The organism is Mesorhizobium sp. CNPSo 4661, assembly GCF_057784215.1.
In genome coordinates this window covers 115197-135680 of sequence record NZ_JBWGIO010000004.1, presented here as the reverse complement: position 1 = coordinate 135680, position 20484 = coordinate 115197, and the positions used below count along the sequence as shown (strand labels likewise).

At 64.8% G+C, this 20484-nt stretch carries 20 protein-coding genes and 1 pseudogene; 7 read left to right on the top strand and 14 right to left on the bottom strand.

Annotated features, from left to right (window positions below; all coding sequences use genetic code 11):
• The first annotated feature begins 249 nt into the window (after positions 1–249).
• Both AC0YKC_RS07320 and AC0YKC_RS07315 read left to right on the top strand, forming a co-directional pair.
• The gene (locus AC0YKC_RS07320) at positions 250–1731 is read left to right on the top strand and encodes an esterase-like activity of phytase family protein (protein ID WP_488510638.1); all 1482 of its coding nucleotides are present in this window, start codon (positions 250–252) and stop codon (positions 1729–1731) included.
• Positions 1732–1838: 107 nt separating this feature from the next.
• Positions 1839–3305 carry an MATE family efflux transporter gene (locus AC0YKC_RS07315; RefSeq protein WP_434723332.1) on the top strand — a complete coding sequence of 489 codons (1467 nt, stop codon included), beginning with the start codon at positions 1839–1841 and terminating at the stop codon, positions 3303–3305.
• 6 nt (positions 3306–3311) lie between these two features.
• On the opposite strand, the gene AC0YKC_RS07310 is transcribed toward AC0YKC_RS07315, so the two are convergent.
• Positions 3312–4520, bottom strand: a complete 1209-nt coding sequence (locus tag AC0YKC_RS07310; protein ID WP_488510637.1) for an MFS transporter — start codon at positions 4518–4520, stop codon at positions 3312–3314.
• A gap of 139 nt (positions 4521–4659) precedes the next feature.
• On the opposite strand from AC0YKC_RS07310, the gene AC0YKC_RS07305 reads away from it, so the two are divergent.
• Positions 4660–5235, top strand: a complete 576-nt coding sequence (locus tag AC0YKC_RS07305; RefSeq protein WP_320295143.1) for a TMEM175 family protein — start codon at positions 4660–4662, stop codon at positions 5233–5235.
• A 4-nt stretch (positions 5236–5239) separates the two neighbouring features.
• Here the strand turns inward: AC0YKC_RS07305 and AC0YKC_RS07300 are convergent, their stop codons facing one another.
• Entirely contained in the window at positions 5240–5521 is a 282-nt protein-coding gene (locus AC0YKC_RS07300; protein WP_320295142.1) for a hypothetical protein, read from the bottom strand.
• Between the two features lie 288 nt (positions 5522–5809).
• On the opposite strand from AC0YKC_RS07300, the gene AC0YKC_RS07295 reads away from it, so the two are divergent.
• Complete coding sequence (locus AC0YKC_RS07295) at positions 5810–6676, top strand: SDR family NAD(P)-dependent oxidoreductase (RefSeq protein WP_488510636.1); 867 nt, start codon at positions 5810–5812, stop codon at positions 6674–6676.
• 92 nt (positions 6677–6768) lie between these two features.
• Here the strand turns inward: AC0YKC_RS07295 and AC0YKC_RS07290 are convergent, their stop codons facing one another.
• The 4 genes from AC0YKC_RS07290 to AC0YKC_RS07275 form a co-directional block, all read right to left on the bottom strand.
• Entirely contained in the window at positions 6769–7200 is a 432-nt protein-coding gene (locus AC0YKC_RS07290; protein WP_320295140.1) for a low affinity iron permease family protein, read from the bottom strand.
• 330 nt (positions 7201–7530) lie between these two features.
• Entirely contained in the window at positions 7531–8172 is a 642-nt protein-coding gene (locus AC0YKC_RS07285; protein WP_488510635.1) for a DapH/DapD/GlmU-related protein, read from the bottom strand.
• Between the two features lie 61 nt (positions 8173–8233).
• Positions 8234–8662, bottom strand: a complete 429-nt coding sequence (locus tag AC0YKC_RS07280) for a CreA family protein (RefSeq protein ID WP_278160609.1) — start codon at positions 8660–8662, stop codon at positions 8234–8236.
• Between the two features lie 140 nt (positions 8663–8802).
• Entirely contained in the window at positions 8803–9306 is a 504-nt protein-coding gene (locus tag AC0YKC_RS07275; protein WP_488510634.1) for a cytochrome b, read from the bottom strand.
• Between the two features lie 197 nt (positions 9307–9503).
• Here AC0YKC_RS07275 and AC0YKC_RS07270 point away from each other — a divergent pair, with 197 nt between their 5' ends.
• From AC0YKC_RS07270 to AC0YKC_RS07260, 3 genes are all read left to right on the top strand, one after another.
• Positions 9504–10088, top strand: coding sequence for an SCO family protein (locus AC0YKC_RS07270; RefSeq protein ID WP_488510633.1), 585 nt, complete (start codon positions 9504–9506; stop codon positions 10086–10088).
• Positions 10089–10167: 79 nt separating this feature from the next.
• Positions 10168–11040 (top strand): 50S ribosomal protein L11 methyltransferase, encoded by an 873-nt coding sequence (locus tag AC0YKC_RS07265; RefSeq protein ID WP_488510632.1) that lies wholly within the window; start codon positions 10168–10170, stop codon positions 11038–11040.
• A gap of 101 nt (positions 11041–11141) precedes the next feature.
• On the top strand, positions 11142–12986 hold the full coding sequence (locus AC0YKC_RS07260; protein WP_488510631.1) for an aminopeptidase P family protein: 1845 nt from the start codon (positions 11142–11144) through the stop codon (positions 12984–12986).
• Positions 12987–13081: 95 nt separating this feature from the next.
• On the opposite strand, the gene AC0YKC_RS07255 is transcribed toward AC0YKC_RS07260, so the two are convergent.
• The 8 genes and pseudogenes from AC0YKC_RS07255 to AC0YKC_RS07220 form a co-directional block, all read right to left on the bottom strand.
• Positions 13082–13378, bottom strand: coding sequence for an AzlD family protein (locus AC0YKC_RS07255; protein WP_434723340.1), 297 nt, complete (start codon positions 13376–13378; stop codon positions 13082–13084).
• The gene (locus AC0YKC_RS07250) at positions 13375–14103 is read right to left on the bottom strand and encodes an AzlC family ABC transporter permease (protein WP_488510630.1); all 729 of its coding nucleotides are present in this window, start codon (positions 14101–14103) and stop codon (positions 13375–13377) included. The genes AC0YKC_RS07255 and AC0YKC_RS07250 overlap by 4 nt, the downstream gene beginning before the upstream one ends.
• A gap of 225 nt (positions 14104–14328) precedes the next feature.
• Positions 14329–15723: a glutamine synthetase family protein gene (locus AC0YKC_RS07245; protein WP_488510629.1), complete on the bottom strand. Its 1395-nt coding sequence runs from the start codon at positions 15721–15723 to the stop codon at positions 14329–14331.
• 29 nt (positions 15724–15752) lie between these two features.
• Positions 15753–16850: a branched-chain amino acid ABC transporter permease gene (locus AC0YKC_RS07240; RefSeq protein WP_488510628.1), complete on the bottom strand. Its 1098-nt coding sequence runs from the start codon at positions 16848–16850 to the stop codon at positions 15753–15755.
• 16 nt (positions 16851–16866) lie between these two features.
• Positions 16867–17766 carry a branched-chain amino acid ABC transporter permease gene (locus AC0YKC_RS07235; protein WP_320295131.1) on the bottom strand — a complete coding sequence of 300 codons (900 nt, stop codon included), beginning with the start codon at positions 17764–17766 and terminating at the stop codon, positions 16867–16869.
• A gap of 6 nt (positions 17767–17772) precedes the next feature.
• Entirely contained in the window at positions 17773–18477 is a 705-nt protein-coding gene (locus tag AC0YKC_RS07230) for an ABC transporter ATP-binding protein (RefSeq protein WP_320295130.1), read from the bottom strand.
• A 15-nt stretch (positions 18478–18492) separates the two neighbouring features.
• The gene (locus AC0YKC_RS07225) at positions 18493–19647 is read right to left on the bottom strand and encodes an ABC transporter substrate-binding protein (RefSeq protein ID WP_320295129.1); all 1155 of its coding nucleotides are present in this window, start codon (positions 19645–19647) and stop codon (positions 18493–18495) included.
• A 42-nt stretch (positions 19648–19689) separates the two neighbouring features.
• Positions 19690–20355, bottom strand: a pseudogene (locus AC0YKC_RS07220) (ABC transporter ATP-binding protein); the annotation flags it as partial.
• Positions 20356–20484 lie beyond the last annotated feature (129 nt).

The following is a 20484-nucleotide window of genomic DNA, read 5'->3' as shown; positions in this document are numbered from 1 at the left end:
AGAAGGTGGCCGAGCGAAGCTCGGTCGGATGAGGGGTGCTCCAGCGGAGTGAGGCGTCGACGTTCCCTGGAACACCCCTCAACCGTCTCGGCGCTGCGCGCCGATCCACCTTCTCCCACAAGGGGAGAAGGTAGAACTGCCCTCCTGTCACGCAACCATCACGTTGGCGTCCTAGACCGCTTGGCGGAAGCTGCTGGCGGCTTTTGATGCGACGCCTGCTCCAATCTGCTCGTCACGAAGGGGATATCCATGAAACGTCTCAACCGAACCGTCGCGCTTGGCGCGGCACTCGCCCTGTTTACCACGCTGACCCCGGCGCTCGCCGACGGCGTCGCCTATGTCAACAAAGGGCTCGTCGGCATCGGTCGCATTCCGGCCAGCCAGAAGGACAAGTTCGGCGAGACGTTCGGTTCGGGTTCCGGCATGGCGATCGACACCAAGGGCTGGACACGCGACGGCGCGGGCTACAAGGGTTCGCTCTGGCTGCTGCCGGATCGCGGCTACAATGTCGTCGGCACCACCGATTATCGCGCTCGCGTCAACACCATCGCGATCGAGCTGACGCCGACCGCCCCTGGCGCGGCGCCCGCCGCCGGGCAGGAACAGACCGGCGTCAGGGCGACGCTCGCCGACACGATGCTCTTGACCGACAACAAGGGCACTGATTCCACCGGCCTTGATCCTCTCAACGGCGTGCGCGAAGCCGCCGGCGGCATGCCGATCCTGCCGCAGGCCGACAACGGCAAGCTGGCGCTGGACGACGAAGCGATCGTGCGGCTGCCCGACGGCACGATGTTCATCTCCGACGAATATGGCCCCAACATCTATCGCTTCTCGGCCGAAGGCCGCCTGATGTCGGCGACGCAGCCGCCCGCGGCCCTGGTGCCGATGCGCCACAGCAAGCCGAACTTCGCCTCCGACAACCCCGGCCCGGGCGCAGCCGAGCCCGATCCGAAGGATCCCGAGACCGGCCGCCAGAACAACCAGGGTCTCGAAGGCATGTCGATGACGCCTGACGGCAAGTTCCTGATCGCCGTGCTGCAGTCGGCGGCCCGCCAGGACGGCGGCGATTCCGGCTCGACGCGCCAGAACACCCGCGCGCTGGTCTATGACGCTTCCGACCTCGCCCACCTCAAGCTGGCGCACGAATATGTCGTTCCGCTGCCGATGTTCAAGGACGCCAAGGGCAAGACCAAGATCGCCGCCCAGAGCGAGATCGTCGCGCTTTCCGACAAGAGCTTCCTGATGCTGGCCCGCGACTCGGGCAACGGCCAGGGCCTCAAGGGCGACGAGTCGCTCTATCGCAAGATCGAGATCGTCGACCTCTCCGCCGCGACCGATATCGCCAACGGCCCGTTCGACGCCGCCGACAAGCCGGTCGCGCCCAAGGGCGTGCTCGACCCGTCGGTGACGCCGGCCAAGCTCACCTCGTTCATCGACATCAACGACAAGGGCGAGCTCAGCCGCTTCGGCCTGCACAATGGCGCGCCGAACGACAAGAACAACCTCTCGGAGAAGTGGGAAGCGATGTCGCTGGTCTCCGTGCTCGATCCGAAGCTGCCCGACGACTATTTCCTGTTCGTCGCCAACGACAACGACTTCCTCACCCAGGACGGCTTCCAGGTCGGCGCTTCGTACAAGGCCGAGGATGGCGCCGATGTCGACACCACCTTCCTCGTCTATCAGGTCACGCTGCCTGGACTGTCTGGGAACAGCCTCGCCGCGAACTAGTTCTGCTTCGGATCGTATGGCGAGCGGCATATGACCGAGCGCGGAAGGGATGCATGAGCATCAGGCCTGCGATAGCATCGCGGGCCTGATTCATTTTCGGTGCTGCCATGGATGACGAAAAGCCCACCCGCCGGCGGACCGCCGACCTGACCAGCGGCCCCATACCGCGCACGCTGCTTTTGTTCGCGCTGCCGGTGCTGGGCTCCAACGTGCTGCAGTCGCTCAACGGCTCGATTAACGCGGTCTGGGTCGGCCGTTTCCTCGGCGAGGCGGCGCTGACGGCGACCTCCAACGCCAATCTGGTGCTGTTCCTGATCCTCGGCACGGTGTTCGGCATCGGCATGGCGGCGACCATCCTGGTGGCGCAATCGGTCGGCGCCCGCGACCTGCCCGAGGCCAGGCGCATCGTCGGCACCAGCGCCACCTTCTTCTTCCTGGTTTCCGTGGTGTTCGCCGTCTGCGGCTGGGTCTGGGTCGACGCAATCCTCACCGGGCTCGGCACGCCGGCGGATGCCTTGCCGCTGGCGCGCGCCTACTTACGCATCATCTTTGTCGCCGTGCCGATGATGAACCTTTTGTCCTTCGTCATGACCGTGCTGCGCGGCGCCGGCGATTCGCGCACGCCGTTCGTCTTCATGGCGCTGGCGGTCGTGCTTGACGTCGTGCTCAACCCGCTGCTGATCCGCGGCATCGGCCCCTTCCCCGAGCTCGGCATCGCCGGCTCGGCAACGTCGACGCTTGTAGGACAGACGGTGAGCGTCATCGCCATCCTCATCGTGCTCTATGTGCGCAAACATCCGCTCAGGCTGGCGGGCAGCGATCTGGCCTTGCTTCGGCCGGACCCGGCGCTGCTGCGCATCGTCGTCTCCAAGGGCATTCCGATGGGCCTGCAGATGATCGTCATCTCGGCCGCGGCGCTGACCGTGATGGGCATCGTCAATTCCTATGGATCCCAGGTCGCCGCCGCTTACGGCATCGCAGCCCAACTCTGGACCTATATCCAGATGCCGGCCCTGGCGATCGGCGCCGCCGTCTCCTCGATGGCGGCACAGAATGTCGGCGCCGGGCGCTGGGACCGCATCGGCAAGGTCGCGGCATCCGGCGTCGGCTTCAACCTGGTGCTGACCGGCGCGCTGGTTGCGCTGCTTTTCGCCTTCGACCGCGCAGTCCTCAGCCTCTTCCTCAGCAATGACAGCGCCGCGATCGACATCGCCGCCCACATCAACAAGGTGGCATCCTGGTCGTTCATCCTGTTCGGCGTCACCATCGTGCTCTTCGCCACGGTACGCGCCACCGGCGCCGTCATGCCGCCGCTGATCATCCTGATCATCTCGGTGTTGATCATCCGCACCGGCTTTGCCTATTCCATGCGCAGCGTCATCGGCCAGGAAGCGCTGTGGTGGAGCTTTCCGGCCGGCTCGATCGCCTCGCTCGTGCTCGCCGCTGCCTATTATCGCTTCGGGCGCTGGCGCACGATGCACATGATCGAGGACCGCCCGGCCGCCGGCGAGCCGCCCGACACCGGCCTCGGCGTGCCCCGCCAGCGTGCGCAACTCTTGCCGGAGACCGAATAGTTAAACCTACCGCGCGTATCTGGCGCCGAAGCCGAGCGCCACCAGCGAGAACACGATGATCATGCCGGCAAAGGCCAGGCTTGCCGCGGTGGCGCTCGCCATGCTGGACAGAATGCCGATGCCGATCACCGGCAGCGCGTTGCCGCAGAAGCAGCAGATGAAGAAGGCCGACACCACCTCGGCGCGACGGTCGGCGGGCGCGATCTGATTGACCACTTGCAAGCCGCCGCGATAGCCGAGAGCCGCCGCCACGCCACAGAGCGCCGTCGCGGCGATCATCAGCGCCATCGAAGCGTAGACCTGCGCCGCCACGACCAGCGCCACGGCGGGGATCATCAGCGCCAGCGCCGCGAGCATGCTGGCGCGGCTGGAGAGCCTGGCGGTGGCGAGGATGGTGACGGCCGCCACGATCGACAGCTCGAAGAAAAGCCCGCCGGCTTCGGCATGACTGGTCACATGCAGCTGCTGCGCCAATATGCTCGGCGCCAGCGCCGCGTAGAAGCCGACCAGCGCCATGGCACCGAACCCGGTCACCGCCGGCGCCACGAATTGCGCGCGGATATCGTCGGGCACCGAAAGCCGCGGCCGCAACGGGACGTCGGAGAATCGCCCGGGCTCGGAGACCGTCTCCTGCGTACGCCAGATCAGCAGGGTGACCAGCACGAGCAGGACGAGATAAACGGCGAATGTCAACCTGAGCGGCCAGGGCGCATATTGGGCGAGCAGCCCCGCCACGAGCGCGCCGACCCCGAGACCGACAAAGTTGGTGCTGGTGGCGATGACCGCGGCGCGTGACTTGTCCTTGCCTTCGATCAGTTCGGCCAACCAGGCAGTGCCGGCGCCTGCGCCGACACCGATGCCTAATCCGCTGAGGATGCGGGCGACGTCGAGCCAGGCGAGATTTTCAGCAAACAGGAAAGACAGCGCGCTGACCACCGCAACCGCCATCGCGGCGAGCGCGGCGGGGCGGCGGCCGACGGCATCCGACAGGCGGCCGAAAAACAGCAGCGCCGCCAGGTTGCCGACCACGTAGACGGCATAGACCAGCGTCAGCATGATCTGCGAGAAGCCGAAGGCCTGCTTGTAGATCACGTAAAGCGGCGTCAGCGCGGTGCTGCCGGCAAAGAGCGCGGCGATCATGGCGGCGACGGCGGCTTTCGCGGCGCCGCCGCTAAGCTCATTGTCACGCGTCATGGTTTGAGCGTAGCTGGTCATCGCGACCTCCGGAGGTTGCAAGCCCAACGCCTATATAATGGCGCTGTTCCACCCCGCGAACGCCCTCCTGACAATCCTGACAGTATGGTCTTGCGCAGAATCCTCCCGTAACGTCTGCCGGCCACTGAGGGGAGGAATCATGGGCAAGGGACGGGTCGAGGCATTCACCGATGGCGTCGTCGCCATCATCATCACCATCATGGTGCTGGAGCTGAAAGTGCCGCATGGCGAGGATTTTTCAGCACTTTTGCCGCTGTGGCCGGTCTTCTTCTGCTATGTGCTCTCCTTCATCAATGTCGGCATCTACTGGAACAATCTGCACAACATGTTCCATGCGGTGCAGCGCGTCGACGGGCGCGTCCTATGGGCCAATCTCAACCTTCTGTTCTGGCTGTCGCTGATGCCGGTGACCACGGCGTTCATGGGAGAGAACCACTTCGCGCCCGTGCCGGTCGCTGTCTACGGCATCGACCTGGTGCTTTGTGCCGTTGCCTATACCATTCTGGTCGTCAAGCTGCGCCATCTGCACGGCGCCGACACGACCTTTGCCAAGGCGGTGGGCCGCGACAACAAAGGCAAGATTTCCCTGGGACTCTACACCACCGCCGTCCTGCTCAGCTTCTTCAACCAGTGGATCAGCGTCGCGATCTACGTGCTTGTAGCGGCCATCTGGTTTGCGCCCGACAAGCGCTTCGAGAGGCTGATCGAAAAATAGAACCCTACTTCCGCATTGTTTTCAGCTTTTCCGCCGCCGAGGCGGCAAGGTCGGCATAGCGCTCCTCCAGCCGTTCGGCCGCCTTGATGATCGGAAAGTCATGGCCGAACTTCTCCAGCGCCAGTCGTAGCTTCTCGGCGAAATCCGCCTGCTTCTCCAGCGCCGCAAACAGCGTCTTCACCTGCGTCTCGCTGATGTCGGGATTGGCGAGCATCTTCGGCACCTCGCGGCCCATCTGGTCGCCGTTGACGGTCTGCTCCTTCAGGATTCCGATCCAATCGGTCAAATGCCGAGCTCCTTTTTCTGAACAGCATGCGCGGCAGGCGCAGCGATGGTCAACCCGTTGCGGCTATCGCCGTCAACCCATTGCGGTTATTGCCGTCAACCCGTTGCGGCTATTGCCGTCAACCCGTTGCGGCTATTGCCGTCAACCCGTTGCGGCTATTGCCGTCAACCCGTTGCGGCTATTGCCGTCAACCCGTTGCGGTTATTGCCGTCACTGTCGGGATTCGTTGGCCTTGCCACGGCGGCGCCCGGCGTTAAGTTCGGCCCGACCCGAACAAGGATGGAAATCATGACCAGCGACGCCCAGATCCAGACCGCCCTGCCCGCTTTCGCTTCCGGCAATGTCGCCGTCATCACCGGCAGCGCCAGCGGCATCGGCCTTGCCGCCGCAAAACGCTTCGCGGCGATGGGCATGAAGGTGGTGCTGGCCGATATCGGCGGCGTGCGCCTCGACCAGGCGAAGGAAGCTGTCGCGGCGATTGCCGGAGACGATGCCGTCCTGCCTATCCCGACAGACGTGTCCAAGGCCGACGAAGTCGACCAGCTGGCCGAACTCGCCAACGGCGCCTTCGGTGCGGTGTCGGTGCTGATGAACAATGCCGGCGTCGGCAACAATCCGGGCAAGCCCTGGGAGAACCGCGACGCCTGGAAGCGGTTGCTGGATATTAATTTCTGGGGCGTCGTGCATGGCGTCGAGGCCTTCGCGCCGCGCATGCTCGCGGCGGACAAGCCGGGCCTGATCATCAACACCGGGTCCAAGCAGGGCATCACCACGCCGCCCGGCAACCTCGCCTACAACGTATCCAAGGCCGGCGTGAAGACTTTTACCGAGGGGCTGGCGCACGCGCTGCGCAACGAGCCGGGAGCCAAGGTGTCGGCGCATCTGCTGATCCCCGGCTTCACCTATACCGGCCTCACCGAAGGCGCGACGGAAAAGCCAACCGGCGCATGGACCGGCGAACAGGTGATCGACTTCATGCTGGCATCGCTGATGGACGGTGACTTCTATATCCTCTGCCCCGACAACGAGGTGGCGCGGCCGACGGATGAAAAGCGCATGGCCTGGGCGATCGGCGACATCATCGAGAACCGCCCTGCCTTGTCGCGCTGGCATCCCGATCACAAGGACGCGTTCGCGGCCTTCATGAACCGCTAAGCAATTCCAGGAAAAGTGCATAGCGTTTAGGCTCGGCGACTTCGCCGTAGCCTCCCGTCCAAAATTGCGCAAAAGCAAATACTTACATCGCCTCAGGCGGCCGCCTTCTTCCTGGAGCCGGTCTTGCCCGCCACGGCCTTCTTGGCCGCCATCTCCGCGATCTTGCGATCATGCCGCTTTGCGGCGCGCTCGCATTTGTCGCGGATTTCCTCGACCTCCGATTCCGTTAGGTGCTCGATGCCGATGAAATGATTGTGGGCGCGGCTGACCCTGATCAGCTCGTCCAGCTTGGCCTGGATCGCCGCGCCATCGCGATTCTGCGTGTTCTGGATCAGGAACACCATCAGGAAGGTGATGATAGTGGTGCCGGTATTGATGACCAGTTGCCAGGTGTCCGAGAACCCGAAGACCGGGCCGCTTGCCCCCCATGCGATCACGATCAGCACGCAGGCGGCAAAGGTCGGCGGCAGGCCCGCCATATGCGCGACCCGGTTGGCTATGCTGGTGAAGAGTCTTTCGATCATGCAAATTCCTCGGCAAGCCGCGCAAGCGCAGGATTCGCTATGAAACAAACTGCCGCCGCGTCCGGTTCCAAGGATTGAATTTTCGTGCATGCACGCGTCTCACAATCGGATACACGCAGAAAGCGCAGGCGTGTGAAGAAACACCTTATCCGTTGCTTGCCATAGTGCGGTTGCAGGCCGAAAGCCTGTTCCTTCCGCTTCACGGCGGTTTACCTCCAGCCCCTTCCGCTGCGCCACCCCCGCATGGCGGAAGGGGCAATTCCCCGAGAGCAAGGCAACACCTCGACAGCGCCGTCATGCATTTGGACGGCGTTCTGCCGGTGGTTCGCCTCAAAAGCTGTTTTCTTCCCAACGATCGAGGAAGGCCTCGATCGGCATGGCCTGCATGTCGGGGATTGCGCTTGCCAGTTTCTCGGGCGTCCAGTCCCACCAGGCGAGCGCCTCGATGCGCGCCGCGACGGTGGCGGAGAACCGCCGGCGCAGTGGCTTTGACGGAACGCCGGCGACGATCGTGTAGGGCGCGACGTCATGCGTCACCACGGCATTGGCGCCGATGACGGCGCCGTTGCCGATCGCGACGCCCGGCATGATGACCGCGCCATGGCCGATCCAGACATCATGGCCGATGCTGACCGATTTTGCCTGCCGCCGTGCGCGGAATTCGGTGTCCACGCCCAGCCAGCGGAAATACTCGTTTGGCCGGTAGCTGACCTTGTGCTGCGTCAGCCGCTCGATCGGATGCTCGAGCGCGTTGATGCGGCTGTTGGCGGCAATCGAGCAGAACTTGCCGATCGTTGTGTAGATCGCCTCGCAATGGCGTTCGAAATAGGAAAAGTCGCCGACGCTCACTTCGCGCAGGATCACCCGCTCGCCGATCGAGGCATAGCGGCCGAGCTTGCACGCCTTCAGCTCCGCGGTCGGATGGATGCGCGGCGCGGGGTCCTTGAGAACGAGGTTTTCAGGGCGGTCCATGAAGCGGCTTTACGCCGGCCGGGACAGTCCCGCAAGCGCGGCGGCCTGGCCTGTCGGGAAGCTATTGCGGCTTGCCCTTGGTCCACACCACGTTCTGGCCGTAAAGCGGCACGGTCGTGACCGACATCTTCGCCGATCCGTTCTGCACCTGGCGCGAATGCGACAGATAGATCAGCGTCTCGTTCTTCTTGTCGTAGATGCGGTTCACCACCTGCTTCTTCCAGATCAGGCTGAGGCCCTGCTTGAACACCTCCTCGCCGCCCTCGCTCATGTCGATGTCGCCGATGGTGATCGGCCCGGTCTGGCGGCAGGAGATCGAGGAATCGGAAGGATCCTCGAACCAGTTGCCCTTGTGCAGCCGGTCGATGATGCTGCGGTCGAAATAGGCGACGTGGCAGGTGACGCCGTCGACCTTCGGGTCCTTGATGGCGTCGATCATGATGTCGTTGCCGACCCAGTCGACACCGACCTTACCCACTTCGTCAGCCATGGCCGCGCCGGCGCTCAGGGCAAGACAGGCTGCGAACAAGCCGATCAGTTTTCGCAAGGAAGCCTCCTCGGTTCACGTTTGCCGGTGTCAGGTGGGACAGCACAATGACTTTTGCAAGCCGCCCGGCGTCGCTGAAGAGGCTATGCCTGCCGGAAGGCCAGCATCTGCCGCAACACATTCGACTTCAGCACAAAGTGCTGGACGAGCGCGCCGGCGATGTGCAGCAGAACCACATAGAGGAGGATGTTCTTGCCTAAGACATGCACCAGGCCCGCGTCGGGCACCCGCAGGAACCATGCCGCCGCGCCGGAAAGCGGCACGATGAAGATGAGTGCGTAGATCACCAGATGAGTCAGCCTGGCGAGCAATTGCAGCGCCGGATGTTCCATGCCCGACACCGGCGGGACGCCGCGTGTTGTCCGCAGCCATAGCCGCCAGGCGGCGAGGACCAGCACCGCGAGGCCGAGCACGACATGCATATAGGCCAGCGGCCAATCGCCGGCGGCGGCCTCCTGCCCGCGGCGCAGCGCGCGCCACACATGCTGCATGCCGTCATGGGCGACGAACTGGACCAGGATGAGCGCCGCGATGCTCCAATGCAGCCAGACCTGTGTCTTCGAATAGGATACTGGCGCGCCAGCCATCGGGGAGCTCCATCACGAAAATCGCACGGAAGATAGTTGTGAGCCGAGACCGGTCAAATTAAGGATCGGTAATGGTCAGGCACGGGATCGGCCTGTCCGTCCGATTGCGGCAACGCGACATCTTTGCGTGCCCGGCGCCGACCCGCTAAGACTGTCGCCGAAACTTGGCTTCTAGCCAACGCAATGGGCATTCACTGATGATGCGTTCAATCCTGGTCGGCATTCTCGTCCTGATGGCGGCGGGCATCGGCTGGCTTACATTCGACTGGTACCGGGGCCATTATGGCGGCGAGCCCTTCGGCGCCCCCTTTACGCTTGTCGACCAGAAAGGCGCGCCGATCACCGAGGCGGCGTTCAGGGGCCACCCGAGCGTCGTCTTCTTCGGCTTCACCCATTGCCCGGAAGTCTGCCCGACGACCCTGTTCGAGCTGGCCGGCTGGCTGAAGACGATGGGCGACAGCGGCAAGAACCTCAACGCCTATTTCGTCACCATCGATCCGGAGCGCGACACGCCGGAGACGATGAACACCTATGTCAGCAACTTCTCCGACCGCATCACCGGCATCACCGGCGATCCGGACAAGGTGCATGCCATGGCCAAGGCCTTCGGCATCTACTGGAAGAAGGTCGATACCGGCGACGGCGACTACACGATGGACCATACGGCCTCGGTGCTGCTGCTCAATGCCAAGGGCGATTTCGCCGGCACCATCGCCTATGGCGAAAGCGCCGACACCGCTGTCGCCAAGCTGAAACGGCTGGCTGGCGGTGGCCAAACATGATCCCGAACCGAAGGTCAGCGAACGCAAAAAGTGGGAACCGGTTTTCGGAAAAGATCATGTTCAGACAAGAGTCATTCTGATGGGCCAGACCAGGCTCCATCTCACCGCAGGCAAGATTGACGCCGACCGCATCTTCGCGGCCCTCGACGCCGCTTTCGAGGATGACGGCCTGCCGATCGCCGTGCTGGAGGTCGACGAAGAGAAAGACATCCACGAAGTGTCGCTCTATGCAGATGGCGACATCGATCCCGTCGAAGCGCGGGTCAGGGACATCCTCGCCGGTCTCGGCCTGCCGAAGCCCGTCGCGCGCGAGGTCCTTCCCGACGTGGACTGGGTGACCCGCTCGCTGGAAGGCTTGAAGCCGGTGCGCGCCGGCCGCTTCCTTGTCCACGGCTCGCATGACCGGGCCAAGCGTCACAGCGGCGACCTCGCCATCGAGATCGAGGCAGGCCTTGCCTTCGGCACCGGACACCACGGCACCACCGCCGGCTGCCTCGAAGTGCTGGAGCAGGTGGTGCTGCGCGAGCGGCCGCGCAACGCGCTCGACCTCGGAACGGGAAGCGCGGTGCTTGCGATCGCGCTTGCCAAGCTCGCGCATATCCCGGTGCTGGCGACCGACATCGATCCGGTCGCCGTCCGCGTCGCCGCCGCCAATGCCCGCCTCAACCACGTCAAGGCGCTGGTCGAGGCGGTGACGGCGCCGGGCTTCCATCATCCGATCTTCGCCAGGCGCGCGCCTTTCGATCTCATCGTCGCCAACATCCTGGCCCGGCCGCTGATGCGGCTGGCGCCCCAGATGGCCAACCATATCAGGCTCGGCGGTTCGCTGGTGCTCTCCGGTATCCTCGACCGTCAGCGCGACGCGGTGATCTCGGCCTATGTAGGCCAGAGCTTCCGCCACGTCCGCACGCTGCATCGCGAAGGCTGGGTGACCATCCACCTCAAGCGCTGAGGCCGACTTTTATCCAGCCGATCTGGCCCTGCCGAAATCGATTCCGGTTTTCGAGATCATGCGCTACGGTCGCCGCAAGCCACTCGAGGGAGGTGCCAAAAATGTTCCAGACCTTTGATTCCGCTGGTGATCCGGCCGTCGGCAAAGCGCGCGTGGCGCTGCTGCGGCAATGGCTGGCCGAGAACGGCCTGGATGGCTTCCTTGTCCCCCGCGCGGACGAGCATCAGGGCGAATATGTCGCCGACCGCTCGGCGCGTTTGAAATGGCTGACCGGCTTTTCCGGTTCGGCCGGCGTCGCCATCAGCCTGCGCGACCGCGCCTTCATCTTCGTCGACGGACGCTATACGCTGCAGGTGCGCAATGAGGTCGACCTTTCGATCTTCATCGTCGAAAGCCTGATCGACAATCCTCCGGCCAGCTGGATCAAGGACAATCTCGGCAAGGGCGCGAGGCTGGGCTTCGACCCCTGGCTGCACACGATCGGCGAGATCAAGGCGCTGAAGGCATCGGCCGAGCAATGCGGCGCGACTCTGGTGCCGCTCGACAGGAATCCCATCGACATCATCTGGAAGGACCAGCCGGAACCGCCGCGCGCGCCCGTCGAGATCCACCCGCAAAACCTTGCCGGGGAGCTCGCCAAGGACAAGCTGGCGCGGCTGGCGAGGGCGATCGAGAAGGATGGCGCCACTCATGCCGTGCTCACCGATCCCTCCTCGATCGCCTGGAGCTTCAACATCCGTGGCGGCGATGTCCCGCACACGCCGCTGGCGCTGGGTTTTGCCATCCTCGCCGCCGACGGCAAGCATCAGCTGTTCATGGACCAGCGCAAATTTCCGCGCCAGGTCGCGGCCTATCTTACGCAGCTTGCCGACCTGCACGACCCAGGCGAATTCGAAGCCGCGATCATTGAGCTCGCCAAGGGCGGCGCGAAAATCGCGCTCGATCCTGTGCTTGCGGCGGAGAAGTTCCGGATGCTTGTCGAGGACAATGGCGGCGCCGTCGTGCTGGCCGCCGACCCGGCGCGTATCCCTCGCGCGACCAAGAACCAGGCCGAGATCGCGGGCAGCCGCGCCGCGCATCGCCGCGACGGCGCCGCGGTCGCGAAACTGCTTTGCTGGCTGGATCGCCAGAAACCTGGCTCGCTGGACGAAATCGCCGTCGTCACCAAGCTGGAGGAAGTGCGCCGCCAGACCGGCGAGGAAACGCAGATGCCGCTGCGCGACGTCTCCTTCGACACGATCTCCGGCGCCGGCCCGAACGGCGCCATCATGCATTATCGCGTCTCGCGCGCCACCAGCCGCAAGCTGCAGAGCGGCGAGCTGTTCCTGCTCGATTCCGGCGGTCAGTATCAGGACGGCACCACCGACATCACCCGCACCGTGCCGATCGGCCAGCCGAGCGAGGAGATGCGCGAGCGTTTTACTTTGGTGCTGAAAGGCATGATCGGCATCTCGACGCTTCGCTTCCCCGCCGGCACCCGCGGCTCGGAGATCGACGCTGTCGCCCGCATGGCGCTGTGGAAACATGGCTGCGACTTCGCTCATGGCACCGGCCACGGTGTCGGCTCCTACCTTGCCGTGCATGAAGGGCCACAGCGCATCGCCCGCACCGGCACGGAAAAACTGCTTGCCGGCATGATGCTGTCCAACGAGCCCGGCTACTACAAGGAAGGCGCCTACGGCATCCGCATCGAGAACCTGATCCTGGTCACGCCCGCCGAGCAGATCGAAGGCGGCGACATCGCCATGCACGGCTTCGAGACGCTGACGCTGGCGCCGATCGACAAGCGGCTGATCCGCAGCGACCTGCTGCACCGCGACGAGCTGCAATGGCTCGACCGCTATCACGCCTGGGTGCTGGCCGAGATCGGCCCGATGGTCGACGGCGAAACGCTGGCCTGGCTGGAAAAAGCCACCGCGCCGCTGCCCCACGACGCGAAGATTTGAGATGAGCTTCTTTCTCCCCGTTCTACGGGGAGAAATGCCCGGCAGGGCAATGAGGGGCAGCGCCTACGATCCGAACGATCGCGCCGGCAGAGTTCCTACCCGACGAACTGGCGCGCCAGGATCAGCACCGCAGCGCCAGCCAAAAACATCGCCATCAGGCCGCCGCGCAGCGATACCAGCACGGTGACGATCAGCGCCGCCCATTCCGCCGGTCCCGCATGCAAGAGCTCCGGCGCGACCAGCGTCGTCAGCACGGCGGCCGGCACGGCGTTCAAGCCCGCCTCGACGCGTGGATGGATGGTGTCGAAGCGCGAGATGACGAGATGGCCGCCGACGCGCGTGAGATAGGTGGCGACGGCGCCGGCAAGGATGATCCAGAAGGTCGTGCTCACGGCCGCTTGCCCACGCCGCTGTGATGCGGCGGCAGGACCACCGCCAGGAGAACGCCGGCGACCGCGCCGATCGAGACATGCCAGGGCGAGCCGACGGCCCGATAGGCGATGATCGAGGCGACGGCGCTGGCGGCAACGACGGGCGCCCAGAGCGGCCGCTTGCGGAAGCCGAGCACCAGGCCGAGGAAATAGATCGGCAGCAGGAAATCGATGCCCAGCGCATGGGTGTCCGGGATCATTTTGCCGAACACGGCACCCAGACCGCTTTCGATCGTCCAGAACACATAGACCGGCAGGCCGAGCCCCAGATACCAGACGAAGCCGACCGGACGGCCCGACTCGGCCCTCGCCTCGGCGATGGCGAATTGCGGGTCGGTCAGGATGAAATAGCCGAGCGCCTGCTGCAAAACGGGCCAATGCGCGATGCGTCGGCCGATGCCGGCCGAATAAAGCACATGGCGGAAATTCACCGCGAAGATGGACAGCACGATCAGCCATGGCGCGACGTGCTGGCCGAACAACTCGATGCCGACCATCTGGCTTGCACCGCCATAGATCATGGCGCTCATCAGGAAAGCCTCGAGCACCGAGAAACCATTGTCGACGGCGATCGCGCCGAACAGGATCGCGAATGGCGCCGAGGCGACGACCACCGGCATCGACAATCGCACGCCGTCCCAGAAATCGCCGCCGGTCCTGCCCTCAGAGATTGCTTCCGCTGTCATCAAGCCGCTCCTAATGCATGTCGCCCAGAAGTGTGCAGCGGTTCTGGGACAACGACATGCATCAACAAAAAAGACTTGAAGCGCGTCGCCTGAATCCGTTCAGCGCGACGCGCTTTAAGTGCGGCCTCATTTAGGGAGCGTCGCGTTCAATGTCACACCAATTCGCTTGACCCAGCGATCAGCGGAACTGATCGCCGGGTTGTGAAGCGCCGAAGCTTTGTCGGCTCAACTGACGAAATAGCGCTGCCACTCGAAGTCGGTGATATGCGACGCCTGCCACGCATCGAACGCCGCCTGCTCGGCGCGGCGGCTCTCGGCGTAATTGTCGCGGAACGCTTCGCCGAAAGCTGCGGCGCAGAAATCGGACGCGGCGAAAGCTTCGATGGATGCGTTCAGCGTGCGCGGCAGCTTCGGCTTGTCGAGATTGGCGAGGTTGGATGTCACCGGCGCCTCGAGCGGCAGGTTCTTCTCGATGCCTTCGCAGCCCGCCGCCAGGATCGCGGCGATCGACAGATACGGATTGACGTCGGCGCCCGGCGCGCGGTGCTCGAACCGGCAGGCGGCGTCGTTCGGCGTGGTGATGGCGCGGATCGGCGCGGTGCGGTTCTCGAACCCCCAGGCGACGTCTTCCGGCGACCATGCGCCGCGGTCGAAGCGGCGGTAGGAATTGACCGTCGGCCGGAAGAAGATATGCGTCTCCTGCATGCGGTTGAGCACGCCGGCGAGGAATTTTTCCGCAACCGGCGTCAGGCGGTTCGGTCCGGCCGCGAAGGCCGGCTTGCCGTCCTGCCACAGGCTGACATGATGGTGCGCGCCGCAGGCGCTTTCCTTGCCCGGCGGCTGGAAGCGCGTCATGAAGGTGGCGACCAGCCCGCGCTCGGCGCACAGCTCGCGCAGATGCAGCTTGGCCCGCATCGCCGCGTCCGCGGCGGCCAGCGCGCTCTTCGGCGTCAGCGCGTACTCATACATGCCGTAGCCATATTCGGTGACGAGCGAGGCGACGCCGATATCGATGCTCTTCATGCGCGTGATGAACTCGGCAGCGAAGTCCTGGTATTCGCCACTGCGCACCAGGTCGTAGTTGATCAGCGAATGCCCCCAGGGTTTGAGCTCGCGATAGCGGCCGGCGCGCATCAGATCATGGTCGGCGTGGAAAATACCGAACTCGTATTCGAGCGCGAATTTCGGCTCGTAGCCGAGCGCCCTGGCACGCTCCTCAACTCGGGCGAGGACGTTGCGCGGATCGTACGGGCAGACCGCGCCGTCGAGCATGTAGGAGCGCGTGATGGCGGAAGCGAATTTAGGCTTCCAGCCATGCTGCACCACAGTGTCGGGATCGATGATGCCCTTGATGTTGGGAAAGCCGTTCTCCTCATTGGCGCTCGGCGAGGCGAAGGCGACGTCGCCCATCGGCTGGCCGTCGCCATGCGTGACGCAATAGAGGATGGCGTTGATCGCTTCGCCATGGGTGGAAAGCTTCAGCGGCGCGATCTTGGAGCGCACAACGCCCGACGTGTCGACCGTATGCACCTCGACGAACTCGACGCCGCGCGATGCAAGCTCGGCCTGCAGCGCTTCGAGCTTCGGCGCATACGCCGCCACCCTCTCCTCAAATTCCACGTTCAACCCTCCACCAGGAAATGACTGAGCTATTTGGCGTTGCGCCGCAACAGAAGCGACAGGAGCTCGTCGAGCTCATGCCGGCCGCTGATGCCGCTTGGCCGGAACGCCATGCAAAGCACGATGACCACGCCGAGCGCCACGCCCGACAGGCCGAGCAGCTGCGGCAGTTGGATGCCGGCGATCGTCACGCCGGATTCGATGCTGCGGATGAATTCCAGGCCGATCGAAAGCACGATGACGCCGGTCACGGCTCCCGTCACCGTCGCCATGCCGCCGAGGATCAGCATCGCCAGCGTGTTGAAGATCATCTGGAAATAGAAAAGCTTGGGGCTGATCGTGCCGGCGAAATAGGCGTAGAGCACGCCGGCGAGGCCGCAGATCAGCGCCGACAGGACCCACGACATCAGCCGCAGCTTCTTGGCGTCTATCCCAAGCGCTGCCGCCGCCTGCGGGCTCTGCGCGCTGGCGCGCAGCTGCAAACCCCAGCGGCTGTCCTTGAACAGACGCGCCGCCACGATCGCCACCACCGCGAAGACCAGCATCCACGGCAGGCCGACCACTTTGGGAATACCGAAGAAAGCCTGGTTGCCCTTGAACAGATCGGTCCAGTTGAGGAACACCGAGTGGACGATGATCAGCAGCGCCAGGCTGACGATGGTCGCCGCGACTCCCGACAGCCGGCTGATCACCTTGCCGCTGACCAGCGCCACGACGCCGACGACGAAGAGTGCGATGAACGCCGACGAAACCGGATCGAGCTCCAGCGTCGCAAAGCCGAAGGGCGCGTTGGGGATCGACAGCTTCTTCATGGCGAGCGGCGTCGACAGGATGGCGGCGCCATAGGCGCCGAGCCCGACAAAGGCGCTGTGGCCGAGATTGGCGATGTTGGAATTGCCCATGAACACTTGCAGCCCGACCACGACGATCAGGTTCACGAAGGCGCCGAGCGCCAGGAAGGTGTAGTAGGTCGGCGCGAAGTTCAGCACCAGGAGCCCGATCACCAGCACCGGCAGCGCCGTCACCAGCCCGCCGATCAGCGAGCGGACCAGCGCGTTGCCGGATCGCGTTGCGCCAGTCGGAGCCGCCATCTGGTCGACCGCTTGCGAGAGTTCGGAGCCTGCCACGTCAGATCTCCCCACTTCAGATTTCCTTGTCGCCGAGTTCGATGCGCTGACCGAGCAGGCCTTCCGGGCGGTAGACGAGCAAAGCGACGATGATCGCGTAAGTAAGCGCGTCCCTGAAGCCCGCATATTCCTGCGGCAGCGCGACGAGCAGGCCGACTTCGATGAAGCCGAGCAGCATGCCGCCGACAGCCGCGCCAGGCAGCGAGCCGAAGCCGCCGATGACGCAGGCGACGAAAGCCTTCAGCACCAGGCCGAAGCCAAGGTCCGGCGAGACGCTGCCGCGCCGCGCCAGGATGAAGACGGCGGCAATGCCCGCCAGCGCGCCTGAAATCGCGAAGGCCGTGGCAATCACCCGGTTCGCCTTGATCCCCATCAGCCGCACCGTTGCGAAGTCGCGCGAGGCGGCGCGGATGGCGAGGCCGAGCGTCGAGCGGTTGAGGAAGAGCACCAGCGCAAGGATGGTCAGGCCCGAGACGATCAGTTCCATCACCTGCAGCGAGGAGACGGCGAAGGGGCCGAAGAACCACATCTGGTTCAACCCGTTGAGGATCGAAACCGACTGCGGCTTGGGCGAGATCAGAAGCATGAAAAGGTTCTGCACCACGATCGACACGCCGAAGGCGGTGAGCAGCCCGGTCGTGGTCGGCGCGTAGCGCACCGGCCGGAAGGCGACGCGCTCGAACACGACCGCCGCCAGCGCCGCCATGACGACGGCAAGCAGCACCGCGACGAAGGGCGAAGTCAGCCCGAGTGCGGCTGCCAGGAACACGCTGTAGGCCGAGACGCCGATGATCTCGCCATGGGCAAAATTGACCAGCCCCATGATCGAGAAGACGACGGCGAGCCCGAGCGCCACCAACGAATATTCCGCGCCGAAGGCGAGCGCGTTGAGAAGCTGCTGCAGAGCGTAGTCCATCGCCGCCTACCCGCCGAGATAGAGGTTGAACAGGCCGTGCTCGTCGGCGAGCTTGGCCGGCGGTCCGTCATAGCGCAGCGTTCCCGAGCTCACGACATAGACGCGGTCGGCGAAGCGCAGCGCCTGCTTGGCGTTCTGCTCGACCACCAGCAGCGTCAGCCCTTGCGCCTTGAGCTCGCCGATGAAATCGAAGATGCGCGCCACGATCTTCGGGGCCAGTCCAAGCGACGGCTCGTCGAGCAGCAACAGCTTCGGCCGCGACATCAATGAGCGGGCGATCGCCAGCATCTGCTGCTCGCCACCCGAAAGCGTGCCGGCCGCCTGGCCGTAGCGTTCGGACAGAACCGGAAACAGCGCCAGGAACCGCTCGATGTCCTGGCGCACACCGGCGGGGTCGCGCCTTGTCGCGGCCCCCAGCCGCAGGTTCTCGCCGACGCTCAGGTTGGAGAAGATGTGCCGGCCTTCAGGCGTCGAGGTCAGCCCGGCTCGGATGCGATCCTCGGTGCGGACATGCGAGATGTCCTTGCCGTCAAGGACTATGCGCCCCGAAGCGGGCGTTACCAGGCCGGTCAGCGCATTGATGGTCGAGCTCTTGCCGGCGCCGTTGGGCCCGAGCAGGGCGACAAGCTCGCCCTGCCCGACCTCGAGCGACAGCTCGCGCACCGCCGTGACGGCGCCATAGCGCACGACAAGCTTCTCGACCTTCAACACGTGCTCCGGCCCGCCCTAGTTCAGCGCCGGAACGAAGGTCGGCGGCGTGTCGGTAATCAGCACCCGCTTGCCGTCGGCAAAGCCCATCACCGGCACGGCCTTCACCGGATAGCCCTTCTTCTCGGCAAAGGAGATCGTCGGCGCCGTGGTGCCCGGATAGCCGCCCGGCGCGCGGATCGCCTCGCGCAAGGCTGCGGGGTCGACGGTGCCGGCTTTCTCGGCCGCTTCGTAGCTTATCTGCACCATGTCGGCGCCGAGCGCGTCGAAGATGCCGTTGATCTTGTAGCCGTCTGCCTTGCACTGGGCGAGGAACTTGTCGATCGGGCCGTCGACGCCGGTCGCGCCGTGCGTCGCGAACATCACCTTTTCCAGCGACTTCGGATCGCCGACCGTGCCTTCCAGCGACTTGTCGTCGAAGGCGTCGCAGCCGGCCACCCAGCCGTCATAGCCGTTGGCGCGCAGCTGGCGGATCAGGATGCCGACATCGGGCAGCACGGCGCAGATATGGATCGCATCCGGCTTCTGCGGCAACGCCTTGATCGAGGCGATCTGCGGCGACCAGTCGGTGGTGCCGTAGGAATAGTTGAACTTGCCGACCACCTTGCCGCCGAGATGCTCGAACACCTCGCCGAACCACTCAGGCAGCTTTTCCGAATAGGAACCGGCATCGGGCGACACCATCAGCGCCACGGTGCGCGCGCCCTTGCCGTAGAGCGCGTTGGCGGTGGCCGAGGCATTGATCGGATCGGGCACGGCGCCGGCGATGAAGTTGTCGAGACCTGCCTGCTGCATTTCGAGCTGCGTGTTCGGCGCCGAGAACACCGTGGCGCCGTAAGGCTGCGCGGTCTGTGCCATCGGGATCAGCGCGTCCGGGAACGGCACGCCGGTGATGATCTGCGCGCCGGCATCGAGGAATTTCTGGCCGAGCGAGACCGAAAGCTGCGGGTCAGAGCGGTTGTCCTCGATCATCAGCTCGACCTTGGGATCGTTTGCGCCCGCCGCCTTGTTCAGCCTGTCGGCCATGCAGCGCGCGCCCTCGGCTTCGCTGTAGGGCGCGTAGGCGCCGGTCATGGCGACGGCAAGCCCGATCTTCAGGTCAGCCGCACCCGCATGCCCTGCCTGCAGCAGGCCGGCGGTCAGCACCGCGGCTCCCAGTAAAATCTTTTCCATTCTACCCCTCCTTCCTCTCATTGCGGTTGTTCTTCCGGGCCCTCAAGCAGTCTCCGACTGCCCGACATAGACCTCGATGACGCGCGGATCACGCCACACTTCTTCCGTCTCGCCCGAAGCGATCACCTGCCCCTGGTCCATCACGCAAAGCCGGTCGCAGAGCCGGTTGATGAAGCGCAGGTCGTGATCGATGACGATGGTCGCGCAGCCGACGTCGCGGCGGATACCTTCGATCGCGATCGCCAGCGTCTCCGACTCGGCCTCGTTGAGGCCGGCCGCCGGTTCGTCGAGCAACAAGAGCGACGGCCCCAGCGCCAGCGCGCGGGCGATCTCGAGCCGGCGCTGGCTGCCATAGGGCAGCGTGCCGGCCGGGCTGTCGGCGAATCCCGCCAGCTCATATTGCTGCAACAACTGGTCGACGCCGATCCGAGCGGCGGCGGCGGGGCGCACGGCGCGGCAGGTGATGTGCGCGACCTCGACGTTCTGGCGCACGGTCAAATCCTTGAACAGCCTGATGGTCTGGAAGGTGCGGCCGACCCCAGCCCGTGCGCAATGCTCCGGACCGCGCCCGGTGATCTCTTCGCCCGCCAGGCGAACGCTGCCGCTGTCCGGCTTGAGCACGCCCGAAATGGCGTTGACGAGCGTCGACTTGCCGGCGCCGTTCGGGCCGATAAGGCCGAGGATCTCGCCGGCCTCGCAAGTCAGCGAAGCGTTGCGCAGGGCCTGCACGCCGCCGAATGTCTTGCTGACTGCCTCAACCGACAGCATCGGTCATCTCTCCCATTGCCGGCCGCTGGCTGTTCTCCTGTCGGCCGTCGAAAGGATGCTAGTCCTCCG